Below are 19764 nucleotides of genomic sequence, written 5' to 3' on the forward strand. Positions count from 1 at the left end.
GGTCTTGGTAAACCATACTTCTCTACAGACACAACAGCTGCATTGCGCGCTGCTGAAATTGAAGCAGATGCAATTTTGATGGCGAAGAAGTTTGCTGACGGTGTATATGATTCTGATCCTAAAACGAATCCTAATGCCGTTAAATTTGATGAATTAACATATAATGATATCATCACAAAAGAATTAAAGGTTATGGATGCAACATCCACAACTTTATGTAAAGATAATAATATCCCTATTATTGTGTTTAGCATGGATATTCCTGGTAATATTACAAAAGCCGCTAAAGGCGAAGAAATCGGGACTATTGTTCGAGGAGAATAATTCAAATGGAAATTAAAGAATTGTTACAGCAAGCAGAAGAACGCATGAATAAGTCTATTGAGGCTTTAAAACATGAATTTGCATCTATTCGTACAGGCCGTGCTAGTGTAGCATTGCTTGACAAAGTAATGGTTGACTATTATGGTAGCCCATCTCCAATTAACCAAGTTGCAAATATCTCCGTGCCTGAGCCTCGTATGATTGTTATTGCACCTTGGGATAAAACTATGATTGGTGCTATTGAAAAAGCTATCTTACAATCTGATCTTGGTTTAAATCCAGGTAATGATGGTGCTCAAATCCGATTGACTATTCCTCAATTGACTGAGGAACGTCGTAAAGAAATCGTTAAAGTTGTTCATAAAAAAGCTGAAGATGCTAAAGTTGCAGTACGAAATATTCGTCGTGATGTAAATGATGCATTGAAAAAAGAAGAGAAAGCTAAAACAATTACTGAAGATGATGCTAAAGACGGTTTAGATCAAATTCAAAAACTTACAGACGCTAAAATTAAGCAGATTGATGAGTTAAAAGCAGTAAAAGAAAAGGATGTATTAGAAGTATAATGTTAGATTCTAATAGCCTTATTGGAATGCCATGGCAGCTTGCAAAGTCTCGTTTGCAGGCTGCCCATATTCCTTTTAAGGTAATGATTGGGGGATCCTTTAATCGCTTTTTTGATATTGCTGATAAAGGATTTTATGTAGCACGTATTACCAAGGTTGATGAGTGTTTACATATACTAGTGTATAGACCAATGATTGCCAGCGACTTCGGAAATTCTATCGAGGTAGACTATGCTAAAGAAATTATTTAACCGTAAACCATCTGATACGCCTGTTATTGATAGTAATGTGATACCAAAACATGTTGCTATTATTATGGATGGCAATGGTCGTTGGGCAAAACGAAGAGGCATGCCACGATCAATGGGACACCGCGCAGGGGCCGACGTATTAAAGCAGATTGTTATTGCTGCAGATGAGATTGGAATTAGAGCTCTTACGGTATATGGCTTCTCCACAGAGAACTGGAAGCGTCCTGAACAGGAAGTTTCTTTACTTATGGCTCTCATAAAAGAATACTTAAATAATAATGTTAAGTATATGCATGAACATAATGTGCGTATTCGCTTTATTGGATATATCGGTGCTCTTTCAGATGAGCTTCAAAAGATTATTCGCGATGCCGAATTATTAACTCAGAATAATACAGGCCTTACCTTACAGTTAGCAATAAACTATGGGGGGCGTGATGAAATAGTAAGAACTATCCGCGATATTACAAATTCTGTTGTGGATGGAACTATTACTACAGACGAGATTACAGAAGACTATGTTAGTTCCCAACTTTTCACTAAAGAGTTTAGCGATGTAGACTTGTTAATTCGTCCAAGTAGTGATTTTAGAATTAGTAACTTTTTATTGTGGCAGCTAGCTTACGCTGAATTCTGGTTTACTGATTTACATTGGCCAGATTTCACTAAGGAAACATTATTAGAGGCTGTTGCAGCATATCAAAAACGAGAACGCCGGTTTGGTGGCTTACGTGATGAGGAATAAAAAATGTTAAAAACACGTGTTATAACCGCTGTTATAGGTTTTATTATTGCCTTAGGGGCCATTACATTAGGCGGACCTGTATATGATATTCTTATTACATTATTAGCTCTATTGGGTTGGCGTGAGTTTGTTTTACTAGGTAAAGCTAAACATGTGCGTATGTCCATTTTATGGGGCTATATTAGTATTTTATTATTGATGATTGCCTTTGCATGTCATCAGTATATTCTAGCAATAGCTATATTAGTATTGAGTTTATCAGCCAATTATATGTTATGTACATTTGGTGAAAACAAATACTCTTTAGCTAGTGTTTCATTTAGTGTATTTGGCTTATTATATGTTGGTATTGGCATGATTTCTTTGCTCATGATTCGTCATGACTCTATATACATGTCTCTATCAATGCCATTTGAATTATATAATTGGGGAACAATTACTCTTTGGTTAGTGTTGTTTACAACGTGGGCTAGTGATACTTTTGCTTATTTTGCTGGTCGTGCCTTCGGTAAACGTAAAATTGTTCCATCCATTAGTCCCAATAAAACACTAGAAGGTTTTATTGGTGGCTTTATCGGCTGTATTATTACAGGCGCTGTATTTTCGTATATCGTAGGCATTCCATGGTGGATGGGCATTCATGTTGGTATGATTAGCGGTATACTTGCACCATTAGGTGATTTATTTGAATCAAAGATTAAACGATTATGTAATGTGAAAGATTCTGGTACTTTACTACCAGGTCATGGTGGTGTATTGGATCGTTTTGATAGCTTATTATTTGCGGCTCCTATTACATTGATATATATATTACTCTTTTCGTACTAATCTAATAGAGGTAAGCTTATGAAATACCTAAGTATTATTGGCAGTACTGGCTCAATCGGTACACAGACACTAGATGTAGTGTCTCAACATCCAGATCAATTAAAGGTGGTTGCATTAGTGGCACATCATAATATTGACCTCTTAGAACAACAAATTAAAGAATATCAGCCATTAGTAGCCGGACTAGTTGATGAAAATGCTTTTAAAGAGCTACAAGGCCGCTATACAGGTTCTACAAAACTTGTAGGTGGCAAGGAAGCGCTCATTGCGGCAGCAACAATTCAAGAAGCTACTATGGTTGTAACAGCTATTGTAGGTGCTGCTGGTATTGAACCTACTGTGGAGGCTATCAAAAAAGGTAAGACCATTGGTCTTGCTAATAAAGAAACATTAGTAGCCGGTGGCCCATTGATTACATCCTTAGCAAAAGAGTATGGCGTACAAATTTTACCTATTGATAGTGAACACAGTGCTATTTTCCAATGCTTAGAAGGACAAAATCGCGATAATGTTGATTCCTTAATCGTTACAGCTTCCGGTGGCCCTTTACGCACTTGGGATTCTGAGAAAATTAAAACTGCCACTGCTGCAGATTGCTTGCGACATCCAACTTGGAACATGGGCAATAAGATTACTATCGACTCTGCATCTCTATTTAATAAGGGCTTAGAGGTAATCGAAGCTCATTGGCTATTTGGCTTTGATTTTGATCATATTGATGTTGTGGTACATCCTCAAAGTATCGTTCATTCCATGATACGCATGAAAGATGGGGCTATATTAGCTCAAATGGGGAATCCAGATATGCGCGAGCCTATTCAATATGCTTTGACATATCCAAAACGTGAAGTTTTAAGTATGAATCATCTTGATTTTACTAAAGCCTTACAATTAGAGTTTTTACCACCACGATATGATGATTTTCCTGCTCTTCGTCTTGCATATGAGGTAGGACGAGCAAGTGGCTTTAAACCAGCCGTATTTAATGCTGCAAACGAAACAGCAGTTTATGCATTTTTAGATGATAAAATCGCCTTTGGTGATATTTACAAAGTCGTTACATCAGTTCTAGAATCTATGGGACCTGAAGATGACTTTACGTTAGACAATTTATTAGCTATCGATAAATGGGCTCGTGAAAAGGCTACATCATTGATGGTATAGGAGTATATATGATAACGGCATTAGCCACAATATTTGTATTTGGTTTAATCGTGTTTATTCATGAGTTAGGCCATTTTATTACAGCAAAAATGTCGGGTATGCAAGTAGACGAATTCGCCATAGGTTTTGGACCGGCCATATTTAAAGTTCAAAAAGGGGAAACCTTATATTCTATTCGTATCATTCCTCTTGGTGGCTTTAATCGTATTGCTGGCATGAGTCCTGACGAGCCGTTAAATGAACGGTCATTTTATACTAAACCTGCATGGAAGAAATTTATTGTTATTTCTGCAGGGGCAGTATTCAATTTTTTATTGGCCATTGTTTTATTCTTTGGCCTTAATGCAACAGTAGGTAATCTTACTTATACAAATGATCCTGTTATTGGTAATATCATCCCTGGTAGTGCCGCTGAACAAGCTCATTTACAATCAAATGATAGAATTCTTACTATTGATGGTAAAAAGATTTCTACGTGGGATGAAATTCGTCCTAGCTTACAAGGTACTGCCAATCACGGTGTTACCGTTGTGGTAGATCGAGATGGAGAAACTGTAGAAACTACAGTGATTCCCAAAATGGAACAAGATAGTCCTAAAATTGGTATTTATCCTAGTTTTACACGAGAAAGTTATAGCATAGGCGAGTCTTTGCGTTTAGCTGTTACTCGTACTGGTCAAACAATTGTTGCTATGCTAAGTGGCTTATATGATATGATTCGCGGTACACAAGCTGCAGAATTATCGGGTCCAGTAGGTATTTCACAAATGGCTGGTACTATTGCACAATCTGGCTTTGCACCACTTTTGAGCTTCGCCGCATTCTTAAGTATTAACTTAGGGGTTATAAATCTTTTACCATTACCTGTATTAGATGGTGGTCATTTAATTATTATTTTGGCTGAAGCTATTACAGGTCGTAAATTACCTGCTAAGGCACTAATGTATATTCAAATGGTTGGTGTTGCTTTAATGGTAGCATTATTCTTATATGTAACAACTCAGGATATATTCCGATTACTATAAGATAGATGGGAGATTACAATGATTGTACGTAAACCAACAAATGGTATCTATGTAGGTACAGTTAAAATTGGTGATTATGCACCGGTAAGCATTCAATCTATGATTACTACAGATCCGGTTCATACGGAAAAGGCTATAGCTGAAATAAATCGTTTAGCTGAGGCTGGTTGTGAACTAGTACGTGTTGCAGTTCCTACTATGGCTTCTGCTAAAGCTTTAAAAGCAGTTCGTGCTGGTATTGATATTCCTTTAATTGCTGATATTCATTTCGACTATAAATTAGCGTTAGAAGCTATCGAGAATAATGTTGATGGATTGCGTATTAACCCAGGAAACATCGGCGGTGAGGATAAGGTATTAGCTGTTATAGAAAAAGCTAAACCTAAACAAATCCCGATTCGTATTGGCGTTAATGCAGGGTCTTTACCAAAGCATATCCTCGATGCACATGGAGGTCATCCTACTGCTGATGGCATGGTGGAAACTGCATTAGAACATGTGCGAATTCTTGAGAAGCTCGACTACCGTCAAATGAAATTATCTATTAAAGCAACGGAAGTCCCTTTAATGGTAGAAGCTTATCGAAAGTTATCTGATAAGATTCCATATCCATTGCATTTAGGTGTTACTGAAGCTGGTACGATAAAACAAGGTACTATTAAGTCTGCTATGGGCATTGGTGCTTTATTATTAGACGGTATCGGTGATACTTTACGTGTATCCTTAACAGGTGATCCCATACATGAAATTGAAGTAGGTCGAAGTATTTTGAGTAATTTAGGATTACGAAACTTTGGAGCTACAATGATTTCTTGTCCTACATGTGGTCGATGCCAAGTGAACTTATTTGATATGGCAGGGATTGTAGAGGAGCGTTTAGCATCCATTAAAGCACCTATTAAAGTTGCTGTTATGGGTTGTGTCGTAAATGGGCCTGGTGAGGCTCGTGAGGCTGATTTCGGCATTGCTGGTGGTAATGGACAAGGTATTGTCTTCCGTAAAGGGGAAGTTATCAAGACTGTGCCAGAAGCTGAATTAGTAGATACATTATTTAGAGAAATTGATCAATATTTAGAAAACTTAGATGAGGAGTCTTTATGTTAGCCACTAAATTATATGCACCTACATTGCGTGAGGTTCCATCTGACGCTGATGTAGTTAGCCAACAGCTTATGCTTCGCGCTGGTTTTATGCGTAAAACTGCAAATGGTTTATATAGCTTTTTACCATTAGGTTGGAGAAGTATCAAAAAAATCGAAGCTATTGTACGTGAAGAAATGGATCGTGCTAGTGCTCAAGAAATCATGATGCCTATCTTACAACCTGCTGAAATTTGGAAAGAATCTGGCCGTTGGAATGCATATGGCGCTGAAATGATGCGTATTAATGATCGTCATGATAATGAATTCTGCTTAGGACCAACTCATGAAGAGATGATTACTACACTTGTTAAAAATGAGATCAATTCATATCGTCAATTACCAGTAAATTTATATCAAATCCAAAGTAAATTCCGTGATGAACGTCGTCCACGTTATGGTTTAATGCGTAGTCGCGAATTCATTATGAAAGATGCATACTCTTTTGATATGGATGAAGCTGGTTTAGATGAATCCTATAAATCTATGTATGATGCATATACACGTATTTTTACGCGTTGTGGCCTTACATTCCGTCCGGTAGAGGCTGATAGCGGTGCCATCGGTGGTAGTGGTACACATGAGTTCATGGCTATTGCTGAAGCAGGTGAAGCAGATATTGTGTACTGTACAAAATGTGACTATGCTGCCAATATTGAGATTGGTAAACCTGGTATTATGAAACAGGAAGAAGAAGCACTTCAAGAGTTATCTATTGTGGATACTCCTAATGCAAGTACTATTGAAGCTGTTGCGGAAATGTTAAACTTACCACTACATAAAACTATTAAAGCCGTAGTATTTTCCATTGATGGTAAAGTTGTATTAGCCATTGTTCGTGGTGACCATGAAGTAAATGAAGTAGCTGTACAACATGCTGTACTTGGTTCTGTAGAGCCAGAAATGGCTACGCCAGAAGAATTGGAAAAAGTAGGTTTAACAGCTGGCTTTATAAGTCCAGTTGGGTTAAAACAAACAGAAGAGTTTGCCATAGTAGTAGATGAATCTGTTATGGAAACATACAATGTTTGTGGTGGTGCCAATAAGAAAGATGCACACTATATTAACATCAATCCAAAACGTGACTTTAATGTAGAAGATATTATTGTCGCACCTATTCGTTTGATTACAGCTGACGATGTTTGCCCAACTTGCGGTGGTGCTCTAGAACACGCTAAAGGTATTGAAGTAGGCCAAGTATTTAAATTGGGTACAAAATACTCAGAGGCATTACAAGCTACATTCTTAGATCAAAATGGTCGTCCTAATCCAATGATTATGGGTTGTTATGGTATTGGTGTATCTCGTACATTAGCTGCTACTATTGAGCAGTATCACGATGAAAATGGTATTATTTGGCCACGTTCTATTGCTCCATTTGAAGCCGTTATCGTTCCTATTAATGCAAAAGACGAAGCTTTGATGTCTACAAGTCAAACAATTTATACTGCATTACAAGATGCAGGTGTAGATGTGTTACTTGATGATCGTAAGGATCGAGCTGGTGTAAAATTCAAAGATGCTGATTTAATTGGCTATCCACTTCGTATTACAGTAAGTAAAAATACACTTGAAAATAATGAAGTAGAAATTCAAATCCGTAAGTCTGGTGAAGCGATTACATGTGCAATCGATTCTGTAGCGACTAAGGTTACTGAATTACTTCAAGATTTATAATTAAATTGCGATTCTAGTGAATACTCATTAGGATCGCAATTTTTCTATCTCATCTTGAATAAATTAGCTAAATCAGTCATAATTAAAAGATAGGATAATTGTAATGGGAGGTGCTCTATGCTTGTTGATTTTCACATGCATTCTATCTATTCTGATGGTGTTAAAAGTCCAGAAGAATTATTACGTCATGCTTTAGAATGTAAACTATCTATGATGTCGTTAACTGATCATGATGAAATTGATGGCATAAAAGCATTGCGTGCCGCTCAAAAGCAATTAGATCCGGATAAAACTATTAAAATTATTAATGGTTGTGAATTTAGTGCTGACTATAAAGATAAATCTATTCATATTCTGGGATATCGTTTTGATGAAACAAATCAAGAATTAAAAGACTTTATTCAATATTTTAAAGCAAAACGAGAAGAACGGATTGATGAGATTATCAAACGTTGTAATAATGCTGGATATGTTATATCAAAAGATGACCTACTTAAAAAATTCCCTAAGACGCAAGCTTACGGGCGTCCACATATTGGACAGTTATTAATTGATGGTGGTTATGCTAAGGATATTAATGAGGTATTCAAAGGTATTCTTCGAAAAGATAGTCCATGCTATGTACCTAAGGTAAAGGTTGCGGTTCCGCATATTATTGATATTATTCATAAAGCTGGTGGCCTTGCCGTTATGGCTCATCCTAAACTAGTAACTAGTGATGAATATGTAGTAGAAATGTTAGCCTATGATTTTGATGGTATGGAGGTTTACCATACTAAACATAACGATGATGATGTGAAACGATATAAAGCATTAGCTAAAGAACATAACTTGTTTATTACAGGTGGTTCTGATTATCATGGTATTCCAGGAAAAGCACCAGATCAATTTGGCGATTACTTGGTATCCGCTGAGAATGTATCAGAATTTATTAGTTTATTATAAATAATGAGGTTGACTATGGAAGTCGTTGCATTTGTAGGTAGTAGTGGCACTGGTAAAAGCCATCGTGCGCTCGTAGTTGCTCATGAAAATAATATTGAATGTATCATTGATGATGGCATTTTAATTCATGATAATAAGATTGTAGCTGGCTTTTCTGCAAAGAAGGAATCTAGCCGATTAAAAGCTGTTCGTCGTGCTATTTTCCAAGATGAAGTACAAGTAAAATCAGTGCGTGAACAATTAGATAAAATTAATCCTAATAGATTGATGATTATCGGCACATCCGATAATATGGTCAAAAAAATTACTAAGGCATTGGGGCTTCAAGAACCAGATCGATATATTCGCATTGAAGATGTAGCTACACCTAAAGAAATTGAAAAAGCACAACATGCTCGTCTTAAAGAAGGTAAACATATTATTCCAGTTCCAACAATGGAATTGAAACCTCACTTTAGAGGGTATTTGATTGATCCAATTAAAACCATGTGGCGTCGACGTACATTGAAAAAACAAGATCAAGATACATTGGGGCAAATTGGTTCAGAAGGTTTTGAACGTTCTGTGGTTCGTCCTGCTTTCAGTTATTATGGACGACTTACCTTTGATGATGATGTCATTATTAAATTGATTCGCAATGGCTTAAAAAAAGTTGTCGGTGTTGATGAATCAAGTGTCATTTCTTTCAAAAAAAGTGACAAAGGCCAAAATGGTTTAGTTGTTGATATGGCTGTAGTAATTGAACATGGTTATCCTGTTAAAGCATTGATGCAACAGGTACAAAAGTCTGTTCGAAATGAAATTGAGTATATTACAGGCATGTCTATTGAACGTATGTCTATAAAAGTTAAGAATATTATAGAAACAAAACGTAAGATTGTTAAAGTATAGGAGTTAGAATGAAGTCTTATTATATTTACACCTATGGTTGTCAAATGAATACTGCTGATTCTGAGCGCTTATCGCATCAGTTAGAATCTGTAGGCTATACACCTACAGAGGACGTAGAAACTGCAGATTTAATTTTATTAAATACTTGTGCAGTTCGTGAGAATGCAGAAACAAAGGTCTATGGCCGCATAGGTGAGCTAATGAGACTAAAGCGTAAAAACAAAAACTTGATTCTTGCTGTTACAGGTTGTATGGCTCAGAAGAATCAAGCGGAAATGTTTAAACGGGCTCCACATATTGATATTGTATTAGGTACTCATAATATTCAACATATTAATGAAATGATTGAAGAGGTTCAACGCGGTCATACACATCAAATCAATGTAGACATGGATAATTCCGTGTTACCTGAATTGGAAGCAAAACCTAATGGTACCTTTTATGCATGGGTACCTATTATGAATGGATGCAATAAGTTCTGTACGTACTGCATTGTTCCTCACGTTCGTGGCAGAGAAATTAGTCGTCCTGTAGATGCCATCGTAAAAGAGGTAACTGAACTAGGAGCAAAAGGGTTTAAAGAGATCACTTTATTGGGGCAAAATGTAAACTCTTATGGCTTAGATTTTAAAGATGGTATCGATTTTGGGACACTCATAGATGCTTTAGATGGCATTCCTGGAATAGAACGTATTCGTTATATGACGAGTCATCCTCAAGATATGACTAAATCTATGATAGATGCCCTTGGTCGATCTTCTAATATTGTTACTCATTTACATTTACCGATTCAATCTGGTTCGGACCGTATCTTGAAGAAAATGAACCGACATTATACAGTGGAGCATTATAAAGAACTACTTTCTTACTGTCGTGAGAAAATTAAAGATGTAGTTGTTACTACAGATATTATTGTCGGTTTTCCTGGGGAAACAGAGGAAGATTTCCAAGCTACATTACAATTATTGAAAGACGTACGTTATGATATGGCGTATACTTTCATCTATTCCAAACGTTCTGGTACGCCAGCAGCGACTATGGATGATCAAATTCCTGAAGAGGTTAAGCGTGTACGTTTGCAAACATTGATGGATGTGCAAAACGAAATCTCTTATGAGTTAAATAAACCTATGGAAGGACAAGTGTTCGATATTATTGTTGAGGGGCCAAGTCCTCGCGATGAAGATATGTGGTTTGGTCGGACATCGGGCAATAAAATGGTATTATTCCCGAAAGACGATTCCTTATCAATTGGTGAAACAGTACCAGCCTATATTGATAAAGCACAAACTTGGGTTTGCTACGGTACAATACAAAAGGGGTAAGTATGGCAAAAAAGCAAACACCTATGATGGAGCAGTATTTAGATATAAAATCTAGATATCCAGATGAATTACTGTTCTTTCGTTTAGGTGACTTTTATGAATTATTTAATGATGATGCTCTAGTTGCATCTCGTGAACTAAATATTACCTTAACAGGACGCCCTACAGGAGATGAGGAACGCACACCGATGTGTGGCGTTCCTTTTCATGCTGCTGAAAGTTATATTGAAACGCTTGTTAAAAAGGGCTACAAGGTTGCTATTTGTGAGCAATTAGAAGATCCTAAAGCTGTTAAGGGCATCGTTAAACGCGATGTTGTAAAGGTTATTACACCAGGGACGGTAATGACCGAAAATGGTAATGATGCAAGGTCCAACAACTTTCTATCATTGTTTTATATGGTAAAAGACGCATGGATATTAGTATTTTCAGATGTTTCTACAGGGGAGGTCATTTGGCACCGCATTACAAACAGTGAAAAACGCAGTGATATGTTTGATGCGCTCAGTATGTATCGTCCAAGTGAAATCATATTGCCTGAAGGAACTGTATTACCGCAAGATATAAAAGACTTTATGGATAATCAATTCAGCAATATTGTATTATCTCCATTTAGTACATATCATACACAACGAGAGGTAGCGGAAAAAGCAGTTACTCACTTTGGTGATTTAGGTCTTATGGAAGAGGATGTATGGGAAGCATTAGGGTATATGCTTTTATATTTAGAGGATATTATTAAGTCTGAAATTTCCCATATTAACTATGTACATCAATTGAGTGTAGGTAATCGTCTTATTTTAGATACATCTTCTTTACGCCATTTAGAAATTACCCATAATCTACGTGATGGTGGTCAAAAAGGTACATTACTCGATGTACTAGATCGTACGTTGACACCAATGGGGGCGCGTCTATTAAAGCAATGGCTTGAAAGTCCTTTGACTGATGTAAATCAAATTCAACGTAGACAAGCTGCCGTAGCAGAACTTATTACACGTGGAGCAGAGCGGTCTCATATCCGTAGCTTACTGGATTGTATTTATGACTTTGAACGTATCGTAGGTCGTGTAGAAACTGGCTCTGTGTCACCTAGAGATTTAACGGCTCTTCGTGAATCCCTAGCAGTATTGCCAGATATTAAAAATGTATTAGGCACATGTTCAAGCTTGGCCTTAACCGCTATTAATGACCGCATTCAAGACCATAAAGATATATATGATCTGTTATGTCGTTCTATTGCAGATCAACCAGCATTGACATTAAAAGAAGGCCGCGTTATCAAAGATGGTTTTAATTCGGATTTAGATGAATTACGGTCTTTAGCTACTAATAGCGAGCAGTGGCTAGCTAAGATGGAAGCCGACATTAAAGAGGCTACAGGTTTATCTAAAATAAAAACTGGCTATAATAAAGTGTTTGGTTATTATTTCGAAGTATCTCATAGTAAATCTGAACAAGTGCCGGATTATTTCATTCGTAAACAAACGCTAGCTAATGCAGAGCGTTATATTACACCTGAATTAAAAGAATTTGAAATTAAGATTCTCAGTGCTAAGGATAAAATCATCGCCTTAGAGCATGAGTTATATCAACAGCTACGAAATGATATTAAACTCGTCATTAAAGAGGTACAAGAAACGGCTCGTGCCCTTGCGGATCTCGATGTATTGTGCTCATTAGCTTTAGTAGGCTATGAAGAAAATTATATTTGCCCTACCATCGTAATGAATGGTCAAATCAATATTCGTGATGGTCGTCATCCTGTCATTGAAAAGTTCTTAAAGCGTGAAGTGTTTGTACCAAATGATATAGTTCTAAATCATGATGATGAGGAATTCTTGCTCATTACAGGCCCTAATATGGCTGGTAAATCAACATATATGCGTCAAGCTGCTATTTTGATGATTATGGCTCAAATTGGTTCCTTTATTCCTGCCCGTGAAGCATCTATTTCTCCAGTAGATCGTATCTTTACACGTGTAGGTGCTAGTGATGATATTTCTACTGGTCAAAGTACGTTCATGGTAGAAATGAAAGAGGTAGCATATATATTAGAAAATGCCACACACAATAGCTTGATTATTCTCGACGAAATTGGTCGTGGTACGAGTACCTTTGATGGATTGAGTATCGCCCAAGCTGTAGTAGAGCATATTTGCAAGCATATTCATGGCAAAACATTATTTGCTACACATTACCATGAGTTAATCTGTTTAGAAGAAAGCTATAGTAAATTAAAAAATTATACTGTAGCAGTAAAAGAAAAAGGTAAGGATGTGGCCTTCTTGCGCCGTATTATTAGAGGTGGTGCAGACCGTAGCTATGGTATTCATGTAGCTAGATTGGCAGGCTTACCGAATTCTGTATTAAAACGAGCAGAAGTAATTTTGGAATCCTTGGAAGATCAAAGTCATGATGCTAGTGATTTAAATAATCGTGTGATTGGCGGTCAACCTACTAATGTGGTTAAACCAACCACTAAACAAGTGAGTGATTCTCCACTAGGTAACTTATTTACTCATTCAGTAGTTGATAGCTTACTGGAAGTGGATGTAATGAGCATGACACCTATTGAAGCATTAAATAAATTATATGAACTACAAGAGGAGGCTCGTAAAGGAGGCGGGAAATAATGGCTACCATTCATGTATTGGATGAAACCACAATCAATAAGATAGCTGCTGGTGAAGTCGTTGAGCGCCCTGCATCAGTCATTAAAGAGCTCATTGAAAACTCTATCGATGCTTCTGCTACTAATATAGAGGTAGAAATTGGAGATGGTGGTGTGGCGTATATGCGCATTACCGATAATGGCATTGGTATGACTGAAGAGGATGCGCGGTTAGCAATCCTACGACATGCAACATCTAAAATTCAACATGTAGAGGATTTATTTGATATTGCATCCCTCGGCTTCCGTGGTGAAGCATTAGCTAGTATTGCCTCTGTATCTCATTTTTCCTTGACTACACGCAAAGCAGATTCTGATTTAGGGACTCGTATTACCGTAGACGGTGGTACTTTTACCGATTGTATTCCTTACGGTGCTGCACCTGGTACGACAATTGAAATTAGAGATCTGTTCTATAATACGCCGGCTCGTCGTAAATTCTTGAAAACAGAACGTACAGAATCGTCTAAGATTCAAGATATTGTGGGGAAATTAGCCCTTAGTAATCCACACATTTCCTTTAAGCTCATCATCGATGATCGAGTGGCTATTATTACGCCTGGAAATGGTAATATTGGTGATACTGTAGCTGCCCTATATGGCTATAAAACTAAGGATGATATATTTACTGTTGCTTATGAAAGTGACTCTATCTATATCGATGGTGTGGTAAGTAAACCTACACTTCTAAAAAGTACGAGAATTTGGCAGACTATTATCGTTAATAACCGCGTTATTTCTGATAAAACCATAATGAAGGCTATAGATAATGCATATCACGCATTATTGCCGAAAAATGGTCATCCTTTAGTAGTTCTAAATATTACTGTTCCTGCTGAGATGGTTGATATTAATGTGCATCCTCGTAAGAGTGAAGTAAAATTCTCTGATGATAAGATTATATTTAAAGCCGTTTATCATGGTATTTTGAATGCCTTAAATAATCCCCTTCATGAGCGTTATGAACGAGAATCATCTTCTTATATAAATGGTACAGTCACTAATGGAACCGACTTCAATAGTAACAATAGGGATAGTAATAGTAATTCATCTTCCGCTGGCAATAGTACGTATGATTCGTATCGAACACCTTCTGTGGTACAAGATGAAATGCAGTCTGCTGAACATATAGCAACAGCGGTAGATTTTGATAAGGTCTTTGGTGGACGACGTACAAAAGGGTACGAAGTCATGCGTAGTGAAACTACGCAGTTTGTAGAGAACCTTAAAACTAAAGGGTACACACCACCTGCGCCTAAGGCAACGTATGAACAGTCATCCTTTACAGATGAAAGTTTTGATGCTGTCCCTACTGAATATACTAGTTATACGAAAGAGGATGTTGAGAGATTTAAGTCCTTAGCTCAAGATATTCGGGAAGACAATACGGAAGAACGTACGATTCAAAATTCAGGGTTCTTACCGATGGGACAAGTTGCGTCTTGTTATATTTTGGCTAAAAAGGGTGATGATCTCTATATTATAGATCAACATGCGGCCCATGAACGTGTACGTTATGATAAGCTTTGTAAGTCCTCTGAAGCAATTCCTATGCAATCTATACTAGTTCCTCAATATAGTGAGGCTACTGATGATGAAATGAATTTGGTAGAGGAAGAACGAGAAACATTACTTGATCTTGGATTTGATGTCGAATTAGGTGGCCCTACAAAGATAAAACTTGTAGGCGCTCCTGTAGATTTAGTAGAATCTAAGGCGTTTGAAATCCTCCAATATGTATTTTCTTACTTACATGACCACCAACAACCTACTAAGGCTCAGTTGCGTCATGAAATGCTAGCCTATGCATCTTGTAGAGGGGCCATTAAGGCAGGTCATAACCTTAATATGTATCAAATGACTACCTTAATTGAGGATTTATTTAGTACTGAAAAGCCTTATGTATGTCCTCATGGTCGACCAACAATTATTAAGTTTACACCTGATGAATTAGGGAAATTATTCTTACGGTCCTAATATGAATATTTTAACTACATCTCAAAAATCTAATGAGGCCATTCAGGAGGAAGCCAAAGCATTGGCTTCCTCTATGCATATGACCTATATAAAACGTGGAAAAATATCTATACCGGCATTATTTAGAGAACATCAATGTGAATATATTGCAGTTCTTTCAGGATCTGGATTAACCATCCACTTTCCTGAAAATAAAAAACATAGCTTTCATCTTTCTATGGCACAACTACGTATATTACGTATAGAACGTGGTGAAGGGGATCATCTAGTTAATGCTGTTCAAACTATTCTGGATAAAAAAGGCATACTTTATGGACAGCAGTTTACATTTCTCGACTCTACTATAGGCCTAGCTAGTGATAGCATTATTGTTAGTTATGCTTTTCCTAATGTAGAGATACAAGGGTTAGAGGGTTCGTTTCCTATATGGCTTGCTACTTCCTATGGATTGGCTCATTATATTCATAGTGAGGATAGTGTAACAAATGCGTTGCGTCGTATTCAGGTACGACATGAGACCTATGAAAACTATTTACCTAGCCTACCAGATAATAGTGTTGATATTATTTATTTTGATCCCATGTTTGAAGTGCCTGTAGAGGAAAGTCCTCAATTCAAGCCGCTTCGTGGTCATACTGTAGAAAGTCATATTGATGATATAATTATGTCGCAAGCTATGCGCGTTGCTAGATATGGTGTTATTATAAAAGAACGACCCTTTAGTTCGGTCTTTCAAAAGTATCCACCTTATCAATGGGTGGGGGGAAAGTATAGCCGCATAGGCTATGGTGTATATATGAAGGAGTTATTGTGAATCCCTTAATTACCATCGTTGGACCTACGGCGGTAGGCAAAACTGATCTTACCTTGGAATTAGCTGAACAACTTAATGCTGAGGTTATTTCTGGTGATGCTTACCAAGTATATAAACAACTCAATATTGGTACCGCTAAACCATCGATGGATGAACTTAATCGGGTAAAACATCATCTCATTGATATACTAGAACCAAATGATTCATATTCGGTATCCATTTTTCAAGACCAAGCGAAAGAGATTATCGCTAGTTTAAAAGATCAGAATATTCTTCCTATTTTATCTGGTGGCACAGGACTGTATGTTCAATCATTATTGGAGAACTATAACTTTAATGATGTTAAACCTGATGAAAGTTTGCGAATAGAACTTGATGAGTTATATAATACCAAAGGTATTGAAGGCTTACGAGACTATGCTTTCACATTGGGAAAAGAGCATAACATAGAAATTCAATATAGCGATAAACATCGTTTATATCGAGCTATTGAGATATTGCATCATGGTGATGTAGATTCATTACGTAATCAAACAAAAGATGGTGTATCTTATAAAGGACCTGTTATAGGTCTTATGAGAGATCGTGATAAGTTATATGAACGCATTAATTTACGCGTTGATATGATGTTTGATGCAGGTTTGATTGAAGAAGTAGAGCAACTTCTTAAATCTGGAGTAAATCCAGATTGCCAAGCTTTTAAAGGCATTGGTTATAAAGAGGTTGTAGAATATATAAATGGCCGTATTACACTTGATGAATGTCGTGATTTAATCAAGAAGAATACACGACATTTTGCAAAGCGCCAAATCACTTGGTATAAACGTATGCCATATATTGAATGGATACATATTGATAACGATACATCTAAAGATTTTATATTTAATAAAGCTATGGATTTAATCCGTAGAGAAGGATTAGCATGACATTAGAAGAAATACGTAGTAAAGCCCTTGAAATGGCTGAACCAGAATTTAAGAAATTTGAACCTATTGCATTGGCCAATACTAAAAAGGTATTGGAAGCCTTTAAAGAATGCCAAGTATCTGATTATCATTTTACTGGTACAACTGGTTATGGTTATAACGATGTAGGGCGTGAAAAATTAGACGAAGTATTTGCCTATGTATTTAAAGGTGAAAAGGCTATCGTTCGACCTCACTTCGTATCTGGTACACATGCATTAGCAACTACATTAATTTCTTTAATGGGAAATGGGTCTAAAGGTAAAGAATTTATCTATGCAGTAGGGGCTCCTTACGATACAATGCAATCCGTTATTGGTGCTGCTCGTGAAGTACGTGGTTCTTTAGTAGAAAAAGGGTTTACCTATACTGAGGTGCCTTTAAAAGATAATACCTATGATGTGGAGGCCATTGCTAACGCTGTGAATGATAATACGCGAGTAGTAGTCATTCAACGTTCTCGCGGCTATAGTACGCGTGAACCATTATCTATTGCCGATATTAAGATCATTGTAGATGCTGTAAAAGCTAAAAATCCTAACACCATTTGTTTTGTAGATAATTGCTATGGAGAATTTACAGAGTTACAAGAACCATTAGAAGCTGGTGCCGATATTATGGCGGGCTCTCTCATTAAAAATGCAGGGGGTGGTTTGGCGCCAACTGGCGGTTATATTGTTGGTAGAGAAGACCTTGTAGAAGATGCAGCCTATCAACTTACTGCTCCAGGACTTGGCGATCATATGGGCTCCTATGCTCCTGGTTATCGCTTGTTCTTCCAAGGTTTATTTATGGCACCTCACGTAGTATTGCAAGCACTTAAAGGGGCCGTATATACGGCTGCGGTAGGTGAATTGTTAGGCTATGATGTATTCCCTAAGGTAAATGCTGATCGCTATGACTTGATCCAAGCCATCAATCTAAAAAATGGGGAAGAAATGGAGCACTTCTGTGTAGGTATGCAAGCCTATTCTCCTGTAGATGCTCATGTACATCCAATCCCTGGCGATATGCCTGGTTATGAAGATAAAATTATCATGGCTGGTGGTACCTTTGTACAAGGCTCGTCCATTGAATTAAGTGCAGATGGTCCTGTTCGTCCACCGTATACGATTTTTATGCAAGGTGGTCTTGTGTTTGAACATTCCATGCTTGGCATTTTAGGTGCTGCAGAAGAAATATTAAAACATAGATAACAGTTAGAATCTCTTTCTCTCTGAGAAAGGGATTCTTTTTGTTTCAAATCTTTTCAATATACCTAGTTCTAGGCTATAATATAAGTTGCTATAATTTCATAGCAATACTACTCGGACTTTTACACCGAACTAGTGTTTTTTACACGTCAGGCTTTCACCCTGATTAGTTTTATGATCAAGAGATCATTAAAAGGAGAAAGTATGGAAAAAGTTATCGCTGTAGCTATGAGTGGTGGCGTAGACAGTTCTTTAACTGCTGCAATGCTACTAAAACAAGGCTATAAAGTATTTGGTATTACCCTATGGCTATGGGTGAGTGGGACACCGTATGATGAGGTGCCTCTTGCCGTAACAGATGCTAAGAAGATGTGTGATTTTCTTGGTATCGAGCATCACGTTATCGATGCTCGCGATGTATTCTACGATAATGTGGTAGATTACTTTGTAAAAGAATATGCCTATGGTCGTACACCAAATCCTTGTGTATTTTGTAACAAAAATATCAAGTTTGATTTGATGCTTAATCGTGCACTTGAACTGGGGGCCACACATATGGTTACTGGTCACTATGCACAGGTTAATTATAATGAAGAAACAGGTTTGTATGAGTTACATAAAGGCGTTGATCCAACAAAAGATCAAAGTTATGTTATGTATAATATGAACCAACGTATCTTGAGTCATCTTATGTTCCCACTAGGTGGTCAATGTAAGACTGAAACACGTAAATTAGCTGCTGAATATGATTTACCAGTAGCTAAAAAACCAGATAGTGTAGATATTTGTTTCTTACCTCACGGGAACTATCAAAAGCTCGTGGTAGAAGAAATGAAGGATAAACCTAAATCTGGTAATATCGTTACTGAAGATGGTGAAGTATTAGGTAAGCATAATGGCTTATTTAACTACACTATTGGCCAACGTAAGGGTCTTGGTATCGCATACAAGCACCCATTATATGTTATTGGCTTTAATGGTGAACGCAATGAGGTTATCGTAGGTCCTAATGAACGACTCTTTACAAATCGTATGATTTGTAAGTTCTATAACTTCTTAGATGATACAATTCATAAAGAATTAAAAGCAGAAGGTAAAATCCGCTACGCTGCGAACCCTTCACCTTGTACTGCACGTATCTTAGATGATGATACGATGGAAGTTATCTTCGAAGAACCACAACGGGCTATTACACCAGGTCAGTCCGTAGCCTTTTATAATGGCACTCAATTATTAGGAGGTGCTGTTATCGATCGCGTAT

17 protein-coding genes and 1 pseudogene are annotated in these 19764 nt (G+C 37.1%); all 18 read left to right on the forward strand.

Annotated elements, in window-relative coordinates:
* Positions 1-324: pseudogene (gene pyrH / locus QZR70_RS05050) on the forward strand (UMP kinase); the annotation flags it as partial.
* 5 nt (positions 325-329) lie between these two features.
* Positions 330-890, forward strand: coding sequence for a ribosome recycling factor (gene frr, locus QZR70_RS05055; RefSeq protein ID WP_005386731.1), 561 nt, complete (start codon positions 330-332; stop codon positions 888-890).
* Positions 890-1141 (forward strand): hypothetical protein, encoded by a 252-nt coding sequence (locus tag QZR70_RS05060; RefSeq protein WP_005386730.1) that lies wholly within the window; start codon positions 890-892, stop codon positions 1139-1141. The genes frr and QZR70_RS05060 overlap by 1 nt, the downstream gene beginning before the upstream one ends.
* A complete protein-coding gene (locus QZR70_RS05065; protein WP_119206411.1) occupies positions 1122-1886 on the forward strand; it encodes an isoprenyl transferase in 765 nt (254 codons plus the stop codon). Before QZR70_RS05060 ends, QZR70_RS05065 begins: the two co-directional genes overlap by 20 nt.
* A gap of 3 nt (positions 1887-1889) precedes the next feature.
* Positions 1890-2714: a phosphatidate cytidylyltransferase gene (locus tag QZR70_RS05070; RefSeq protein WP_119206410.1), complete on the forward strand. Its 825-nt coding sequence runs from the start codon at positions 1890-1892 to the stop codon at positions 2712-2714.
* An 18-nt stretch (positions 2715-2732) separates the two neighbouring features.
* Positions 2733-3878: a 1-deoxy-D-xylulose-5-phosphate reductoisomerase gene (locus QZR70_RS05075; protein ID WP_295793522.1), complete on the forward strand. Its 1146-nt coding sequence runs from the start codon at positions 2733-2735 to the stop codon at positions 3876-3878.
* A gap of 8 nt (positions 3879-3886) precedes the next feature.
* A complete protein-coding gene (rseP, locus tag QZR70_RS05080) occupies positions 3887-4903 on the forward strand; it encodes an RIP metalloprotease RseP (protein WP_295793525.1) in 1017 nt (338 codons plus the stop codon).
* Between the two features lie 18 nt (positions 4904-4921).
* Positions 4922-6007, forward strand: coding sequence for a flavodoxin-dependent (E)-4-hydroxy-3-methylbut-2-enyl-diphosphate synthase (gene ispG / locus QZR70_RS05085; RefSeq protein WP_119206407.1), 1086 nt, complete (start codon positions 4922-4924; stop codon positions 6005-6007).
* On the forward strand, positions 6001-7719 hold the full coding sequence (locus QZR70_RS05090; protein WP_295793527.1) for a proline--tRNA ligase: 1719 nt from the start codon (positions 6001-6003) through the stop codon (positions 7717-7719). The genes ispG and QZR70_RS05090 overlap by 7 nt, the downstream gene beginning before the upstream one ends.
* Positions 7720-7836: 117 nt before the next feature.
* Complete coding sequence (locus QZR70_RS05095) at positions 7837-8664, forward strand: PHP domain-containing protein (RefSeq protein WP_295793529.1); 828 nt, start codon at positions 7837-7839, stop codon at positions 8662-8664.
* 15 nt (positions 8665-8679) lie between these two features.
* Positions 8680-9555, forward strand: a complete 876-nt coding sequence (locus QZR70_RS05100) for an Asp23/Gls24 family envelope stress response protein (protein ID WP_295793532.1) — start codon at positions 8680-8682, stop codon at positions 9553-9555.
* Between the two features lie 8 nt (positions 9556-9563).
* Positions 9564-10880, forward strand: coding sequence for a tRNA (N6-isopentenyl adenosine(37)-C2)-methylthiotransferase MiaB (gene miaB / locus QZR70_RS05105; RefSeq protein ID WP_295793534.1), 1317 nt, complete (start codon positions 9564-9566; stop codon positions 10878-10880).
* 2 nt (positions 10881-10882) lie between these two features.
* Positions 10883-13516: a DNA mismatch repair protein MutS gene (gene mutS, locus QZR70_RS05110; protein WP_295793537.1), complete on the forward strand. Its 2634-nt coding sequence runs from the start codon at positions 10883-10885 to the stop codon at positions 13514-13516.
* Complete coding sequence (mutL, locus tag QZR70_RS05115) at positions 13516-15531, forward strand: DNA mismatch repair endonuclease MutL (RefSeq protein ID WP_295793538.1); 2016 nt, start codon at positions 13516-13518, stop codon at positions 15529-15531. Before mutS ends, mutL begins: the two co-directional genes overlap by 1 nt.
* A 1-nt stretch (position 15532) precedes the next feature.
* Positions 15533-16345: a class I SAM-dependent methyltransferase gene (locus tag QZR70_RS05120; protein ID WP_295793540.1), complete on the forward strand. Its 813-nt coding sequence runs from the start codon at positions 15533-15535 to the stop codon at positions 16343-16345.
* Positions 16342-17271, forward strand: a complete 930-nt coding sequence (miaA, locus tag QZR70_RS05125; protein ID WP_295793542.1) for a tRNA (adenosine(37)-N6)-dimethylallyltransferase MiaA — start codon at positions 16342-16344, stop codon at positions 17269-17271. The genes QZR70_RS05120 and miaA overlap by 4 nt, the downstream gene beginning before the upstream one ends.
* Positions 17268-18506 carry a methionine gamma-lyase family protein gene (locus QZR70_RS05130; RefSeq protein ID WP_295793544.1) on the forward strand — a complete coding sequence of 413 codons (1239 nt, stop codon included), beginning with the start codon at positions 17268-17270 and terminating at the stop codon, positions 18504-18506. The genes miaA and QZR70_RS05130 overlap by 4 nt, the downstream gene beginning before the upstream one ends.
* Positions 18507-18707: 201 nt before the next feature.
* A partial coding sequence (gene mnmA / locus QZR70_RS05135; protein WP_295793546.1) for a tRNA 2-thiouridine(34) synthase MnmA occupies positions 18708-19764 on the forward strand: 1057 nt, incomplete at its 3' end.

This window comes from uncultured Veillonella sp., assembly GCF_900545205.1.
Lineage (GTDB): Bacteria > Bacillota > Negativicutes > Veillonellales > Veillonellaceae > Veillonella.